We start from the raw sequence: 15,066 nt of genomic DNA, 5'->3' as shown, positions 1-15,066 counted from the left end.
ATGGGGGTTCTTGGTGCCTGCGGGGATTCCGGTCCGGCGGTTGGGGCATTACAGCGGAACCGTAGTGCCTGTGCAGTGCAAAGGAGTGTTTCCTGGAACGGCAGGGATTGTGTGTTGTGCTAGCGATAACTACCCCTTTGGGTCTGCGATTTGCCCCCCCTTCAGCATCGCGATCGGTCGGACGCAGCATCGTCGGACAGCCCGTCTCGACAGAGCTGTGCATTCACAGATGAGGGGATTGATGCGCATTGTCCACCTACGAGCCATCACTCCGGGGCCTCTGGGCAGCGGTCATCATGCTCGGTGCGCTCATCGCCGCGATGCTCGGCACGGTCATTCTCTGGACCGTGGGAGCACCCGCCTACACGTCGCTGGGTGCGGGAGGTGCCACGTTCATCGGTGTGGCCACCCTGGGGTTCACACTCAGGAAGTTCTTGACCGAGTGACCGAGTGACCGAGTGTTCGTGGTTACCGGGTAACCGGGTCATGGAGTCAGTCGCCGAGTGAGTTTGTGAGGCGGTGTGGGAGTCCTTGCTGAGGCTGCTCTGCTCGCAGAGAAGGGCCGGGCCCGGGGAGACCGGGGCCGGCCCTTCGGTGTAGGTGAGGGGTGGGGGCTGGCGGGTGAGGGGTGAGGGCCGTGGGCCGCTTCGGGGGCTTCTGGGACTTCTGGACTTCTGGGACTTCTGGGACCTCTGTGGCTACGGTCGGCGGCGCACCGCCGCCGCCACCCCCAGCAGCGCTGCCGCGGCCGCGAGCGTCGCGGTCGGGTGCGGGCCCGGGAAGTGGGTGGGGGTGTGTAGCGCGCCCATGTAGTCGAAGAGGGGGAGGCCCGTCGCGACGGTGTACCAGAGGGGCAGGTAGAGCGCCTGGAAGAGGCGGTGGGTACGGCTCAGCGTGCCCAGCGCCAGGGCCAGGGAGGGGATGAAGAGGGCTCCGGCGGTCCAGGCGGCGGCGCCGGGCAGGTCGGCGGCGGCGAGCATGCGGACGAGCGGGGCCGCGCCGGTGAGGGCGGCGAGCGTCGCGCCCGCGGCCCACTCGGCGAGCAGCCGCAGGCCGGGGGCCGGGCAGGCGGCGAGCAGGGCGTCCGCGCGGTGTTCGTGGCCCTGGGTGCCGAGCCGGGACCACAGCAGGATCGGCCAGAGCCAGGCCAGCGGGAGCAGCACACGCAGGGTGCCGGGCAGCGGTGCGGCGAACCCGGCGAGGGCGATGAGGGCGGCACCGGCGTACCACCACCAGGGGGTTCCCTGGAGGAGGATGCGGAGTTCACCCTCGTAGAGCCGGCGGAGCGGCGGGAGGCCGGTTGCGGACGGCGGCTGGGGCGACGGTCCGGGCCACCGCCGTCGCTGACCGTGCGGTGACTGCTGACGTAGCGTCAAAGTTGGTCGTGGCATGAGCGGTTGGGGGGCAGGTGGGGTTCTGTGGGTATTCGCTCCGGTCGGTTCTGGTTGTTGGCGGGCCGGGTCGAAGCGGGGGAACCAGAGGGCGGGGAGGACGGCGAGGGCGAGGGCGATGAGGAGCATGGCCAAGCGGCCGAGGGTGTAGGCGGGGGTGGGGGTGAACCCTTGCCAGGGAAACGGGGTCAGCGGCTTGTCGAGATAGGTCAGCCCGAGGCTGAACTCGCCTGTGAGGCGGAGGTGCTGGGCGATAGCCGCGTCGCGCAGGGACCCGGCCACGGCGTTGACTCCGGTGCCGCCGAGGGGCAGACCGGGGCCCTGGCCGCCGGTGGCCAGGGCCAGCCAGATGCCGAACCAGACGATGTTGCCCAGGCCCGTCCGTAGCAGCGGCAGGGCCTCGAAGAGCAGCGCGAGGGCGGCGGTCAGCGCGACCAGGGGCAGCGCCATGAGGACATGGGGGCGGCAGAGCGCGAGGAGGTCGACGGTGGTGGACTCGCCTCGGGCGAGTTGCATGACGAGCGCGGTGGCAGCGAGGACGGCCAGCATGGAGGCGAGCAGCAGGAGGTTGCCGAGGAACTTGCCGGCCAGGTACGCGGGGGTGCGGAGCGGGGTCGCGGCGATCAGCCGGCCCACACCGGAACTCCGGTCGCGTTCGAGGGAGTTGCGGGTGAGGTAGAAGCCGCCGAGGCTGATCCACAGGCCGCCGGCCAGGGCCGTGGCCGTGCCGACGTAGGCACTGTCGTAACGGCCCCGGTAGTCGCCGATCTGGAGGATCGCCCAGCGGGCGCCGGAGTCGGGAACGGCCACGTAGCCGAGCAGCACCGCCGCGGCCAGGGTGACGAGGTAGGCGGGTCGGCGGACCCGGTCCCGGAAGTCGGCGAGGGCGGGAGCGGTGATGCCCCGCGTCAATTCCCGTGGGGAGAGCGAGGGTTGGGGGTGCACTGGGGTCACGCTGCCTTGGCGGGGCGGGGGGCGGGTGTGCCGTGGACGAGGGAGAGGTAGGCGTCCTCCAGGTCGGGGGGTAGCTGCACCGCGCCCTCGTACGGCCGGTGCGGCGACAGCAGGCGGATGCGCACGCCCTCAGGGGTGCGGGCCAGGCGGCTGACGGTGTAGCGGGCCTGCACCGCCGGGACGGAGGCGGGGTCGACGAGGACTTCCCAGACCTGGCCGGCGACTGTACGCAGCAGATCTTCGGGGGTACCGCGGGCCCGGAGGCGGCCGGCGGCGAGGACCGCGATGTCGGTGGCGACCGACTCGATGTCGGAGACGATGTGGGTGGAGAGCAGCACCACCCGCTCCGCCGCCAGATCGCTGAGCAGGTTGCGGAACCGGACCCGCTCCTCGGGGTCGAGGCCGGCCGTCGGCTCGTCGACGACGATCACCTGCGGGTCGGCGAGCAGGACTTGCGCGATGCCGATCCGGCGCAGCATGCCGCCCGAGTAGGTGCCGAGGGGGCGCCTGACGGCGTCGGTGAGGTTGACGAGTTCCAGGAGGTCGTCGATACGGGCTGCGGCCACCCCGCGCGGTACGCCCTTGGCGGCGGCCAGGTAGCGCAGGAACTCGCGTGCGGTGAGGTTCGGGTAGACGCCGAAGTCCTGCGGGAGGTATCCGAGCGCCCGGCGCAGCGGCTGCGGCCGGGTGACCGCGTCGGCGCCGTGGAAGAGGACGGTGCCGGAGGTCGGGCGGGTGACGGTGGCGGCGATCCTCAAGAGGGTGGACTTTCCTGCCCCGTTGGGGCCGAGGAGGCCGCACAGGCCGGGCGTGAGGCGGAGCGTCAGGTCATCGACGGCGGGATGTGTGCGGCCTTTGTAGCGCTTGGTGACGGCGCGGAGGTCGAGCATGTCAGCCGCGCTTCCCGGTGGGAGCGGCGGTGCCGGTGAGGGAGGTCGGCCTGCCGTCCTTGGTGACGGCGATACCGCGCGGGACCTCGACCTGGAACCTGGCGTCGCAGAGGGCGATACCGCTGCACCCGGCATCGATGTCGAGGGTGTCGCCCTTCAGTACCCAGGTGAGGTGCTCGGTGCCGGCCGCCGCGTCGAACCAGCGGGTGACCTTGATGTCGTGCCGGTCGGTGGCGATCAGCCGGGTGGCGACCTCGTGGGTGGTGAGCTTCAGCGTCCTGCCCGTAGAGGGGAAGGTCTTGGTGACGGGGGTGGCCTTGGCGGCGTCCACGGAGCAGGCGGTGGCCGGCAGGACGGCCGCGGCGGCGAGCGCCACGACGAGGGCGGTGGAGCGGCGGGTGCGGCGGCGGGCGGGCCGGGAAGGGCGGGGCATCGGGGTCTCCTGAAGCGTGGTGTCGGCAGGCGCGGCGGCGCCCGGCGGCTGACGCCGGAAAGGATTCCGGGGCGGGGGTGGCGGGCACATCTGCCGATCGGCAGATATGGGGGCCCCGGTTTGCCTGGAGCCCCGGTTTCCCTGGGCCCCGGTTTCCCTGAGGGTCCGGTTTCCTGAGGGTCCGGTTTCCTGAGGGTCCGGTTTCCTGAGGGTCCGGTTCTCCTCGGGGGGTCTGGAATTCCTTGGGGACCTCGGCTACCGCGCGACCAGTTCGATGCCAGGGCGGCCTACCGGCGTGCGGCCGGCGGCAGAAGGCAGCTCACCCGCCAGCCCGGACCCGGACCTGGTCCCAGTCCCGGTCCCAGTCCCAGTCCCGGTCCTGGTGCCGGTCCTGCACCCTCCTCCTCGTCCACCGGGCCCGCCTCCAGTACGCCGCCGAGGGCGGTGACGCGCTCGGTCAGGGCGGCCAGGCCGGTGCCGCCGCCCTCCCGGGTGGCCGCGGGCGTCCCGTGCGGTCCAACGGCGTTGTCGACCACACGGATCCGCAGCCCGCCGTCCGGGGAGCGGCCCGCCGTCACCGCCACCCGCGTCGCCGCCGGCGCATGCCGCCGCACATTGGTCAGGGCCTCCAGGACGACCCGGTACGCGGTGTCCTCGGCCTCCCGCGACAGGTCGCCGGCCGGCTCCGTCTCCTCCCTCGCCCCGATCCGCACGTCCACCCGCGCCGGGGTCATCGCGGCGAACCGCGCGACGAGTTCGGGGAGGTCGGCCAGGCCGTGGTGGCGGGTGGGCGGCGGCTCCAGCGGTGCGCGGTCGCCGGCCGCGCGCAGGGTCTGCACGGTGCGGTCCATGGAATCGAGCGCCCGCTGCCCCGCCTGCTCGATCCGTTCCAGGAGGGCGGGGTCGCCACCGGCGTCGCCGCCGTCCAGTTTGGCCGCCTGCGCCTCCAGCACGATCCCGGTCACCTCGTGGGCGACGAAGTCATGGAGGTCCCGGGCGAGTTCCAGGCGCTGCTCACGCCGGGCCAGCGCGACGGCGTGCGCACGCCGGGTGTCCAGCGACCGGAGATAGAGCCCGGTGCCGGCCGCGCCCGCGGCGGGGAAGAGGGCCAGTGCCGCCATGACGACCGATTCCTTCGGCCCGGTCTGCGCCGCGTGCAGGGTGAAGCGCAGCGGGAGCGCGACCGCCGCCGCCCCCACGAGGAAGGCTGCCCGGGGACGCGGCAGCCGCCGAATCGCCCGGTAGAGGAGGACGAGCAGTGCGACCGACTCGAAGGGCGCCCACAGGAGGACCAGCCCCGGCGTGCCCCCGTAGGCCAGGTCCGCGGCCAGGGAGGCGAGTGCGGTGCCGCCCGCCGCCTGCGCCAGCGAGACCCGGCCCGTCGGCCAGGCCGCGATCGCGGCGACGAGGGCGAGCGCGGCCATGACCGCGGGCACCGAGCCGGCCGGCGGCGCCACGACGGCCGGGGCGAGCATCGACAGTGCGGCCGCACCGCACCACCACCGGCGGCGCCGCGGACGCCGTAACGCAGCTCCGTGATCCATACGGAAGAGGCTAGGACCTCGCCGATGGGTGGGGGCCGGGTCGGCGTCAGCATCCGCATCCGCATCCGCGTCGGCGTCCTAGGGCATCCGCCCCGTCGCGTACCCCAGTTCCCAGGCCCGGACCGCGATGCCGACGCGGTTACGGACGCCCAGCTTCCGCTGGATGCTGGCGACATGGGTCTTCACCGTGCCAGGAGAGATGAACAGCTCACCGGCGATATCGGCGTTCGTCCTGCCCTCCGCGACCTTCCCGGCGATCTCGATCTCCCGTTCCGTCAGCACCTCGTCGCGCCGCCGCTGCCGGTTGCGCCGCGGAGCTGTGGCCGGGTCCCCGGTGACGTGCCGGAGCAGCCGGACGGTGATCGACGGGCTGATCAGGCTGTCGCCGGCCATCGCCGCCCGGACCGCCTCGACCAGCAGCGCCGGCCCCGACCGCTTCAGCAGGAAGCCGGAGGCGCCGAACCGCAGTGCGGGATAGACGTATTCATCGAGGTCGAAGGTGGTGACGACCACCACCCGCACGGGATGCGTCGCCTCGGGGCCGGCCAGCAGCCGGGTCACCTCCAGGCCGTCCCGGCGCGGCATCCGGATGTCCACCAGCGCCACGTCCGGCAGCAGCCGCCGTGCCGCGTCCACCGCGGCCACACCGTCGGCCGCCTCGGCGACGACCTCCATGTCGGGCTGGTGCTCCAGGATGCGCCGCATGCCCCGGCGGACCATCTCCTGGTCATCGGCGATCAGTAGGCGAATGGTCACGGGCGGATTGTGCCAGCCGGCGGCGGAGGTGCGTACGGCGCCGGCGGTGGGGCCGGAATCAGCCGTCGAGCCGCACCGGCAGCGATTCGATGCCGTACACGATGGAGAGCTTGCGGAAGGCGAGTTCCTCGGGGGCGGCGGCGAGGCGCATGGTGGGGAAGCGGCGGACGAGGGCGGGGTAGGCGGCGCGGAGTTCCATGCGGGCGAGTTCGGCGCCTACGCAGCGGTGGATCCCGTAGCCGAAGGCGAGGTGGGAGGGGACGTTGCGGTCCGGGTCGAACTGCTCCATTTCGGGCCCGAGTTCGCCGTCCCGGTCGGCGCCGCTGAGGGAGCAGAGGACGACGTCGCCGGTGGCGATCCGCACGCCGCCGATCTCCATGTCCTCGCGGGCGAAGCGGGGGAAGGCGACCTGGACGACGGTGAGGTAGCGGAGGAGTTCCTCGACATAGCGGTCGACCGCCTCGTCGCCGTCCTTGAGGGCGGCGAAGTGCTTCGGGTCCTGGAGGAGGACCAGGGCGCCGAGGGCCAGCATGCTGGCGGTGGTCTCGAAGCCGCCGGTCAGCACGCCGTCGGCGAGGCCGGCCAGTTCCTCGTCGGAGACCGTGTCGCCGTGCTCCTTCACGATCATGCCGAGCAGTCCGTCACCGGGGTTTTCGCGCTGCTTCTTGACGATGTCCCGGAAGTAGGAAAGGGATTCGGATATGGCGCCGAATGACGCGTTCGCACCGCTGAAGAGGTCGAAACGGGCGGCGCTCAGCCGCTCGAAATCGGCCCGGTCCTCGTAAGGGACGCCGAGGAGTTCGCAGATGACCAGGGAGGGAATGGGCAGCGCGAAGGAGTGGACGATATCGACCGGTGTGCCGTCCCGGCCGGCCGCTTCCATGGCGTCGAGGCGTTCTTCGACGATTTCGTGGATACGGGGGGTGAGCCGGCTCAGCCGGCGCATGGTGAATTCGGGGGTGAGCAGGCGGCGGAGGCGGGTGTGGACGGGCGGATCGGCGAATCCCAGGCCGCCGGGATTCTGTTCGGCGCCGGCGCCGGCGCTGCCGACGAGGTTGGTGAAGTCGGAGCTGAAGGCATTGGCCTTGCCCAGTACGGCCTTGACCTCGTCATAGCCGGTGACGAGCCAGACATTGGCGGCGATCGGCACCGGGAGCTTGCTGATGGGCTCCTTTTCGCGGACGGCCGCCAGTTCGCTCACCGGGTCGAGGCCCTCGCGCCGCAACGGCATCAGGACAGATTCGGGCAAGAAAGACATTCGAGACAGGTCGAAGCCCTTCTTCCTCGTTCTCACCAGATACATACGGCCGGCCCAGGCAATGATCCGGGAACGGAGGGTCGTCATGACGCTCATACTGCCTTTCGTCGCGGGGGACGGTCGCCCACGCTCGGCCGCCCCCGGGGGCCGAAACGGCGCGGGACCTCCACTCGGCGTGCACGGATGTGACATACGCCATAGCCCCTCGCGTGCGGCGCCATGGCGCAGGTCCATGACGTCGACCGGTGCGTTCGGTCGTCCGCGTCAGCGTGACGAGCTCGGCCTTCTGCTATTCGTTCCGACCGAGTTTACAAACTGCCATTGACCTCGTTCACCGAACAACCCTGGGTTACCTCCGCGGGGCGCCGACCCTCCCCCTGGGACGCGGGTCGGAGCGCGACGGGTTGCCCACCCGGCTCCGCGCCCCGGCCGAGTTCCGTGCGCGCACCGGCCTCCGCCCGGAACGCCGTATGCGACATAACGGAAATATGGGCTCCTGCTTGCTACGTTGCCGGATATGGCAGATATGACGGCGCCCGCGGCGAAAAGGGCGGCCGGCGCACACCCCGAGGGCACTCCCCCACCCTCGCCACTGCTCCCCAAAAGGCGGGGCATCGAACTGGCCCTCCTCATGGGCGCCGTACTCCTCAGCGCCTGCGGATATGTGGTCGTCGGCTTCGCCCGGGCGCATCCGGTGCCGAGTGGGGCGGCCGGCTACGGGGCGGGGCTCGGCGGGCTGGCGCTACTGGCACACCTGGCGGTGCGGCTGCGCGCCCCGTACGCCGATCCGCTGCTGCTGCCGACCGCCGTCCTGCTCAACGGACTCGGCCTGGTGCTGATCTTCCGGCTCGATCTGGAGACGCCCGCCGACCCGGCCGCGCCCGCGCAGCTCGTCTGGTCCACCGTCGGCGTCGGGCTGTTCATCGCGGTGGTGGTGCTGCTGCGCGACCACCGCACGCTCCAGCGGTACGCCGACAGGTGCGCGGCGCTGGCGCTGCTGCTGATGGTGGTGCCTATTTTCTTTCCCGCGGTCAACGGCGCCCGGATCTGGATCCGGGCCGCCGGATTTTCCATTCAGCCCGGCGAGTTCGCCAAGGTGTTGATCACGGTTTTCTTCGCGGCATATCTCGCGGCGAACCGTAATGCGCTGGCGCACACCGGGCAGCCCGTGGGGCGATTGCGGCTGCCGGCCGGGCAGGTACTGGGACCGGTGGTCACGATTTGGCTGATCAGTGTCGGGGTGCTGGTACTGGAACGGGATTTGGGCACCTCGCTGCTTTTCTTCGGCATTTTCGTGGTGCTGCTGTACGTCGCCACCGGGCGGACCGGGTGGATCGTGTTCGGGGTGCTGCTGGCCGCGGCGGGCTCGGCGGCCGTCGGCACGCTGGAGCCGCATGTGCACGGGCGCGTACAGGACTGGCTGCATCCGTTCGCCGGGATCGCGGCGGGCCGCGGGCCGGGGCAGCTGGCGCAGTCGCTGTTCGCGTTCGCCGCGGGCGGGATGTTCGGGACCGGCCTCGGGCAGGGGCATTCGTATCTGATCGGGTTCGCGCAGAAGTCGGACTTCATCCTGGCGACCTGGGGCGAGGAGTTGGGACTGGCCGGGCTCACCGCGCTGCTGGTGCTGTACGCGCTGCTGGTGGGCCGCGGGTACCAGGCGGCGCACGGGCTCCGCGATCCGTTCGGCAGTCTGCTGGCCGTCGGGCTCGCGGCGCTGCCCGCCCTCCAGGTCTTCGTGATCGCGGGCGGGGTGACCGGGCTGATCCCGCTGACGGGGATGGCGCTGCCGTTCCTGGCGCAGGGCGGGTCGTCCGTGGTGACCAACTGGATCATCGTCGCGCTGCTGGTGCGGATCAGCGACCGGGCGCGGGCACCGCGGCCGGCCCCGGACCCGGCGGCGCCCACCGCCCCGGGAGGGGCCCGGTGACCCGCGCCATCCGGCACACCGCCGCCTTCTCCTTCCTGCTGCTGGTGGCGCTGCTGGTCAACGCCGTCCGGGTGCAGCTCATCGAAGCGGCCGGCTACAACGCCAACCCGGCCAACCGGCGGGCCAGCATCGTCCGTTACGCCCAGCCGCGGGGCACCGTGGACGTCGGCGGCAGCCCGGTCACCGGCTCCCGGGACAGCGGCGGGCGGCTGCGGTACGAGCGCACCTACACCGAGGGGCCGCTGTACGCGCCGGTCACCGGCTTCTCCTCGCAGCTCTACGGCACCTCGCTGATCGAGCACGCCGAGGACGGCATCCTCGCCGGCACCGACGGCCGGCTCGCGCTCTTTCCCGGGTGGGGCCGGCTGACCGGGGCGCTCCGGCCGGGCGGCCGGGTCGAGACCACCATCAACCCGGCGATGCAGCGCGCGGCGTACCGCGGGCTGGACGGCAGGAAGGGCGCCGTGGCGGCGGTCGAGCCGCGGACCGGGCGGGTGCTGGCGCTGGTGAGCAGCCCCTCGTACGACCCCAACGAGCTGTCCGGCAACGGGGCTTCGGTCTCCGACGCCTGGCGGCGGCTGAACCGGTCGGAACGGCAGCCGATGCTCAACAGGGCGCTGCGGCAGACCTATCCGCCCGGCTCCGTCTTCAAGGTCGTCACCGCGACGGCCGCGCTGGAGAGCGGCCGGGTGCGGGACATCGACGCCCCGCTGGACCTCCCCGACCCCTACACCCTGCCGGGCACCCGCACCTCCCTCGGCAATCCGGCGCCGGGCTGCGAGCACGCGAGCCTCAAGGAGGCGTTCCGGCTCTCCTGCAACACCGTCTTCGCGCGGCTGGGCGTGGACGTCGGGCTGCGGGAGATGGCCGGCACGGCGGAGCGGTTCGGGTTCAACGACCGCGGGCTGCGGATCCCTTCCCTGGTGGTGCGGAGCACGTTCGACACCCGGATGGATCCGGCGCAGTTGGCGCTCTCCTCCATCGGGCAGTACGACACCGCCGCCACCCCGCTCCAGATGGCGATGGTCGCGGCGGCGGTCGCCAACGACGGCCAGCTGACGCCGCCGCACCTCGTCGACAAGGTGACCGACGCGGGCGGGGTGCTGGTCGCCCCCGGAGAGCGCCGCCCCACCCAGGAGGTGATGAACCCGGCCACCGCCGAACAGCTACAGGAGATGATGACCGAGGTCGTGGCACACGGCAGTGGCCGGTCGGCGGCGATCGACGGGTTCACGGTGGGCGGCAAGACGGGGACCGCGCAGCACGGGGAGCGCAACGAGGGCATGCCGTATGCCTGGTTCGTCTCGTGGGTGCGCAACAAGGACAACCACGAGCCGGTGGCGGCGGTCGCGGTGGTCGTGGAGGACGCGGAGGCCGAGCGCGAGGACATCAGCGGGGGCGGCAGCGCCGGGCCGATCGCGCGGGCGGTGATGGCGGCCGGGCTGCGGTGAGGGGCGGCGGTGGGGGCGACGACCGGAGTCCGGACGTACAGCCGCCCGACTCCCCGACTGCCCGGCTCCCCGGCTCCCCGGCTCCCCGGCTCCCCGGCCACAATGGCCGTATGGCTTCCCAGGAGATCCCGTCCGCGTCCCCCGCGGCGCACCCGCCGCTGTCGCTCGCCGAGGTCGAGGCGGTGGCCCGGCGCGCGCACGCGGGGCAGACCGACAAGGCCGGCCGCCCGTACACCGAGCACCTGGCCGCGGTCGCGGCGGGCGTGCGGGAGCGCGGCGGCAGCGCCGAGCAGATCGCGGCGGCCTGGCTGCACGACGCGGTCGAGGACGCCGCGCTGAGCGAGGCGTGGCTCGATCAGGCGGCGCTCAGCCCGGCGACCAGGGCTATGGTGCGGGCCGTCACCAAGCGGGCGGGCGAGCCGGTCGAGGAGTACACCGCCCGGATCCTGGCCACGCCGGGCGCGCTGCTGGTCAAAGAGGCCGATCTGGCCCACAACGCCGATCCGGCCCGGCTGGCCGTCCTGGACGCGCCGACCCGGGAGCGGCTGACCGCCAAGTACGCCCGGGTACGGGCCCTGTTGGGCCTGGCGTGAACCGCCGCCGGACGTCACCCGCCGGCGGTCACCAAGGGGTGTCGGGGCCGGATTCCACCCACCGGAAGCCCGCACGGATAGCTGCCCCGCCATCGACCGCGCCGTACTGCCGCGCGAGGGGCGGGTGCAGGCGCGCGGCCCGGTCGCGGAGGTGCTGACCGGTGAGCGGATGACGGCCTGCTTCGGGCGGCCGATCGAGGTGTCCCGGCACGAGGGGCGCCGGCTGGCACGGTCGGGCCGGAACCAGGACCTTCTCGGCCCTGCCCCATGGGACAGCCCCTAGGACCTTCTCGGCCCTGCCCCATGGGACAGCCCCTAGGACCTTCTCGGCCCTGCCCCCGTTGAAGGGCCCATGGATTCCAGGGGGTTGCGGTGGCGCCGCCGGTGCGGTCCGGCAGGATACCTACCGGCGCGACCACATTCTCTCTTCTCGCCACGGGGGCCACCAATGACAGCGACGTCCACCGCCACTTCCGCGTTCCGTGCCGCCTACGGGCAGGCCATGGCACTCTGGCCGGTCCCGGTCGAACGGCTGGAACTGGCCGGGGAGTTCGGCACCACCCGCGTCAACGCCTGCGGGCCGGCCGGCGCACCGCCGCTGGTGCTGCTCTCCGGCGGCGGCGTCACCTCGGCCGCCTGGTACGCGCATGCCGCCGGCTTCGGGCGGGCGCACCGGGTGTACGCCGTGGACCTGATGGGCGCGCCGGGGCTGAGCGTGCCCGCGGGGCGGGCGCTGCGCACCCCGGACGACCTGACGGCCTGGCTGGACACCGTGCTGGACGGCCTCGGGCTCAACGCCACGGCGCTGCTGGGGCATTCGTACGGGGGCTGGATCGCGCTGCGGTACGCGGTGCACGCACCGGAGCGGGTGGCGCGGCTGGTGCTGCTCGACCCGACGCGGTGCTTCGCGGGCTACCGGGCGTCGTATCTGCTGCGGGCCGCGCCGCTGTTCCTGCGGCCCGGCGAGGCGAGCACCCGGCGGTTCCTGGCGTGGGAGACCCGGGGCGGCCGGCCTCTCGCGCCCGAGCTGGTACGGCTGATGGGGCTGGGCGCCCGGGACTTCCGGCGCGCGAGGACGGTCACCGGGCCGCGTCCCGACGTGGCGCGGCTGGGCAGCGCCGCCCCGCCCGCGCTGGTGTTGCTGGCGGGACGGAGCAGGGCGCACGATCCGCTGCGGGTCGCCGGGGAGGCGGAGCGGACGCTGGCCGGCGCACGGATCGAGACCCTGGCGGGGGTCGGGCACCACGCGATGCCGGAGAGCGAGGTGGCGGAGCTCGGCCGCCTCGTCACCGGCTTCCTGGCGGAGTGAGCCGCCGGCTCTCCCCCAGCTCTCAAGGAGCAGGGGGGACCCCCATCGCGGACGCGCCCTGGGCTATGGCGTCCGCGACCTCCGCCTTACGGGCCGCCTCCTCGGCGGCGAACCGTTCCGCGTCCAGCTTCTCCGCCACCTCCTCGTCCTGGGCCATCAGCAGATCGAGGTTGGCGTCGCCCATCTCGAAGACGCCCATGTCCAGGTACGCGCGCTGGAGGCGTTCGCCCCACAGGCCGATGTCCTTGACGCACGGCACGATGCGGCTGAACAGCAGCTTCCGGAAGAGGTGCAGGAATTCGGAGCGCTCGGTGAACTCGGCGGCCTCCTTGCGCGGGATGCCGTAGTTCTCCAGGACCTCCACACCGCGCAGCCGGTCGCGCATCAAGTAGCAGCCCTCGATGACGAATTCCTCGCGCTCGCGGAGTTCGGCGTCGGTGAGCTGCCGGTAGTAGTCGCGCAGCGCCATCCGTCCGAAGGCGACATGGCGCGCCTCGTCCTGCATGACGTAGGCCAGGATCTGCTTCGGCAGCGGTTTGTCGGTGGTGTCGCGGATCACGCCGAAGGCGGCCAGCGCCAGCCCCTCGATCAGTACCTGCATGCCCAGGTAGGGCATGTCCCAGCGGGAGTCCCCGAGGGTGTCGGCGAGCAGTGCCTGGAGGTTGTCGTTGATCGGGTAGAGCATCCCGATCTTCTCGTGGAGGAAGCGGCTGTATATCTCGGCGTGCCGGGCCTCGTCCATGGTCTGGGTCGCGGAGTAGAACTTCGCGTCGAGGTCCGGGACGGATTCCACGATCCGCGCGGCGCACACCATCGCGCCCTGCTCGCCGTGCAGGAACTGGCTGAACTGCCAGGCGGTGTAGTGCTGGCGGAGATCGCCGCGGTCCTTCTCCGTCATCCGGTCCCAGTACTTGGTGCCGTACAGCGACATGGCCTCGTCGGGGGTGCCGAGCGGATCCTTGGGGTCGACCTCCAGGTCCCAGTCGATCCGCAGGGTGGCGTCCCACTGCTTGTCCTTGCCCTTCTGGTACAGGGCGAGCAGCCGGTCGCGGCCCTCGTCGTACTCCCAGCTCAACCGCGCCGCACCGGCGGCGGGCACGCTCCACAGGGAGTCTCCTGGGTCCTGCGTGTACAGCTCTCGGCTCGACACCGCGATCTCCTCCCACCCCGCCGAACACCGTGTCACGGGCGCATGGTTGGCAGGCTCACACGCTTCTTACCCATGGGTCAATAAGTCGCGCGGGAGGGATTGACGTCCTTGCTGACACGGAGTCTCATAAGGGGCGACCGCATGTGACCGCGGGTAACCCACGAGCGAGGTGTAGCCGGAGCCATGACGAGTGCGCCCACCCCCATGACCCTGACGGATACCGAAGTCCTGCGGGACACCCTCGGGCTACTGAAGGACCGGGAGCAGGTCGCCGAGCGCCTGCTCGACTCCTCCGCCCGGCACTCCTTCGACCCCGACACCGAACTCGACTGGGACGCGCCCCTCGAAGAGGGCAAGTGGTTCTGGCCGCCGGAGCTGGTCTCGCTCTACGGCACCCCGATGTGGCAGCGGATGTCGCCGGAGCAGCAGCAGGACCTCTCCCGGCACGAGGCCGCCTCGCTCGCCTCCCTGGGCATCTGGTTCGAGATCATCCTGATGCAGCTGCTGGTGCGGCACATCTACGACAAGCCGGTCACCAGCGCCCATGTCCGCTACGCGCTCACCGAGATCGCCGACGAGTGCCGGCACTCCAAGATGTTCGCCCGCATGATCCAGAAGGCCGGGGCGCCGACGTACCCGGTCACCCGGCTCAACCACAACCTCGCCCGGATCCTCAAGACCGTCTCCACCACGCCCGGTTCGTTCGCCTGCACCCTGCTCGGCGAGGAGATCCTGGACTGGATGCAGCGCCTGACGTTCCCGGACGAGCGGGTGCAGACGCTGGTGCGCGGGGTGACCCGAATCCATGTCGTCGAGGAGGCCCGGCACGTCCGCTACGCCCGCGAGGAGCTGCGCCGCCAGATGGTCACCGCGCCGCGCTGGGAGCGGGAGTTGACCCGGATCAGCTCCGGCGAGGCGGCCCGGGTCTTCTCGGTCGCCTTCGTCAACCCGGACGTCTACGCGAACGTCGGCCTGGACCGGCGCGCGGCGATAGCCCAGGTCAGGGCCAGCGGCCACCGCCGCGAGGTGATGCAGAACGGCGCCCGGCGGCTGACCGACTTCCTCGACGAGATCGGCGTTCTGCGCGGCGCCGGCCGCCGGTTGTGGCGCAGCTCGGGCCTGTTGGCGTGAAGGGCCCGATTGCCCCCATACGTCCCGAGCAGCTGTGCGATCCGAAACCCTCTGCGGTTACGCTGCTGTTCATGAACGGCAGCGGCACCGCCCCAGCAGTACCCCGACCCGCCTACCGCCGGCTGAGCGTGGAGCAGCGCCGCAGCCAGCTGCTGGCCGCGGCGCTCGGTCTGTTCGCCCAGCGGGCGCCCGAGGACGTGTCGCTGGACGACGTCGCCACCGCCGCCGAGGTCTCCCGACCGCTGGTCTACCGCTACTTCCCGGGCGGCAAGCAGCAGT

Annotated in this window: 14 protein-coding genes and 1 pseudogene; 8 read left to right on the top strand and 7 right to left on the bottom strand. The window is 72.0% G+C overall.

Features of this window, described 5'->3' with window-relative positions; genetic code table 11:
- The first annotated feature begins 248 nt into the window (after positions 1–248).
- A complete protein-coding gene (locus tag ACO1BR_RS05375) occupies positions 249–446 on the top strand; it encodes a hypothetical protein (RefSeq protein WP_426793842.1) in 198 nt (65 codons plus the stop codon).
- A 252-nt stretch (positions 447–698) separates the two neighbouring features.
- Here the strand turns inward: ACO1BR_RS05375 and ACO1BR_RS05370 are convergent, their stop codons facing one another.
- The 6 genes from ACO1BR_RS05370 to ACO1BR_RS05345 form a co-directional block, all read right to left on the bottom strand.
- Positions 699–2,336 carry an ABC transporter permease gene (locus ACO1BR_RS05370; protein WP_426793841.1) on the bottom strand — a complete coding sequence of 546 codons (1,638 nt, stop codon included), beginning with the start codon at positions 2,334–2,336 and terminating at the stop codon, positions 699–701.
- A gap of 5 nt (positions 2,337–2,341) precedes the next feature.
- Positions 2,342–3,235: an ABC transporter ATP-binding protein gene (locus ACO1BR_RS05365; RefSeq protein ID WP_426793840.1), complete on the bottom strand. Its 894-nt coding sequence runs from the start codon at positions 3,233–3,235 to the stop codon at positions 2,342–2,344.
- A gap of 1 nt (position 3,236) precedes the next feature.
- The gene (locus ACO1BR_RS05360; RefSeq protein WP_426793839.1) at positions 3,237–3,668 is read right to left on the bottom strand and encodes a hypothetical protein; all 432 of its coding nucleotides are present in this window, start codon (positions 3,666–3,668) and stop codon (positions 3,237–3,239) included.
- Between the two features lie 287 nt (positions 3,669–3,955).
- Complete coding sequence (locus ACO1BR_RS05355; protein WP_426793838.1) at positions 3,956–5,212, bottom strand: sensor histidine kinase; 1,257 nt, start codon at positions 5,210–5,212, stop codon at positions 3,956–3,958.
- A gap of 78 nt (positions 5,213–5,290) precedes the next feature.
- On the bottom strand, positions 5,291–5,968 hold the full coding sequence (locus ACO1BR_RS05350; RefSeq protein WP_426793837.1) for a response regulator: 678 nt from the start codon (positions 5,966–5,968) through the stop codon (positions 5,291–5,293).
- A gap of 58 nt (positions 5,969–6,026) precedes the next feature.
- Complete coding sequence (locus ACO1BR_RS05345; RefSeq protein WP_426793836.1) at positions 6,027–7,322, bottom strand: cytochrome P450; 1,296 nt, start codon at positions 7,320–7,322, stop codon at positions 6,027–6,029.
- Between the two features lie 430 nt (positions 7,323–7,752).
- Between ACO1BR_RS05345 and ACO1BR_RS05340 the strand changes: the two genes are divergently transcribed.
- From ACO1BR_RS05340 to ACO1BR_RS05320, 5 genes and pseudogenes are all read left to right on the top strand, one after another.
- Positions 7,753–9,153, top strand: a complete 1,401-nt coding sequence (locus ACO1BR_RS05340; protein WP_426794006.1) for an FtsW/RodA/SpoVE family cell cycle protein — start codon at positions 7,753–7,755, stop codon at positions 9,151–9,153.
- Positions 9,150–10,604, top strand: a complete 1,455-nt coding sequence (locus ACO1BR_RS05335; RefSeq protein WP_426793835.1) for a penicillin-binding transpeptidase domain-containing protein — start codon at positions 9,150–9,152, stop codon at positions 10,602–10,604. The genes ACO1BR_RS05340 and ACO1BR_RS05335 overlap by 4 nt, the downstream gene beginning before the upstream one ends.
- A 110-nt stretch (positions 10,605–10,714) precedes the next feature.
- On the top strand, positions 10,715–11,197 hold the full coding sequence (locus tag ACO1BR_RS05330; RefSeq protein ID WP_426793834.1) for an HD domain-containing protein: 483 nt from the start codon (positions 10,715–10,717) through the stop codon (positions 11,195–11,197).
- Between the two features lie 85 nt (positions 11,198–11,282).
- Positions 11,283–11,480, top strand: a pseudogene (locus ACO1BR_RS05325) (hypothetical protein); the annotation flags it as partial.
- A 165-nt stretch (positions 11,481–11,645) separates the two neighbouring features.
- Positions 11,646–12,506 (top strand): alpha/beta fold hydrolase, encoded by an 861-nt coding sequence (locus tag ACO1BR_RS05320; protein ID WP_426793833.1) that lies wholly within the window; start codon positions 11,646–11,648, stop codon positions 12,504–12,506.
- Between the two features lie 22 nt (positions 12,507–12,528).
- On the opposite strand, the gene ACO1BR_RS05315 is transcribed toward ACO1BR_RS05320, so the two are convergent.
- On the bottom strand, positions 12,529–13,656 hold the full coding sequence (locus tag ACO1BR_RS05315; RefSeq protein ID WP_426793832.1) for a ferritin-like domain-containing protein: 1,128 nt from the start codon (positions 13,654–13,656) through the stop codon (positions 12,529–12,531).
- Positions 13,657–13,839: 183 nt separating this feature from the next.
- Here ACO1BR_RS05315 and ACO1BR_RS05310 point away from each other — a divergent pair, with 183 nt between their 5' ends.
- Together ACO1BR_RS05310 and ACO1BR_RS05305 are read left to right on the top strand one after the other, a co-directional pair.
- Entirely contained in the window at positions 13,840–14,787 is a 948-nt protein-coding gene (locus ACO1BR_RS05310; protein WP_426793831.1) for an AurF N-oxygenase family protein, read from the top strand.
- A gap of 71 nt (positions 14,788–14,858) precedes the next feature.
- A partial coding sequence (locus ACO1BR_RS05305) for a helix-turn-helix domain-containing protein (protein ID WP_426793830.1) occupies positions 14,859–15,066 on the top strand: 208 nt, incomplete at its 3' end.

The sequence above is a fragment of the Streptomyces sp. YGL11-2 genome (assembly GCF_050054615.1).
GTDB lineage: Bacteria > Actinomycetota > Actinomycetes > Streptomycetales > Streptomycetaceae > Streptomyces.
Note: the sequence above shows the minus strand (reverse complement) of the source record. Positions and strands in the feature narration are given on the sequence as shown.

Bases quoted from the DNA above. Each gene is read 5' to 3' on its own strand.
- ACO1BR_RS05365 (WP_426793840.1), bottom strand. From the start codon at position 3,235: ATGCTCGACCTCCGCGCCGTCACCAAGCGCTACAAAGGCCGCACACAT.
- ACO1BR_RS05360 (WP_426793839.1), bottom strand. From the start codon at position 3,668: ATGCCCCGCCCTTCCCGGCCCGCCCGCCGCCGCACCCGCCGCTCCACC.
- ACO1BR_RS05355 (WP_426793838.1), bottom strand. From the start codon at position 5,212: ATGGATCACGGAGCTGCGTTACGGCGTCCGCGGCGCCGCCGGTGGTGG.
- ACO1BR_RS05345 (WP_426793836.1), bottom strand. From the start codon at position 7,322: ATGAGCGTCATGACGACCCTCCGTTCCCGGATCATTGCCTGGGCCGGC.
- ACO1BR_RS05340 (WP_426794006.1), top strand. From the start codon at position 7,753: ATGACGGCGCCCGCGGCGAAAAGGGCGGCCGGCGCACACCCCGAGGGC.
- ACO1BR_RS05330 (WP_426793834.1), top strand. From the start codon at position 10,715: ATGGCTTCCCAGGAGATCCCGTCCGCGTCCCCCGCGGCGCACCCGCCG.
- ACO1BR_RS05320 (WP_426793833.1), top strand. From the start codon at position 11,646: ATGACAGCGACGTCCACCGCCACTTCCGCGTTCCGTGCCGCCTACGGG.
- ACO1BR_RS05310 (WP_426793831.1), top strand. From the start codon at position 13,840: ATGACGAGTGCGCCCACCCCCATGACCCTGACGGATACCGAAGTCCTG.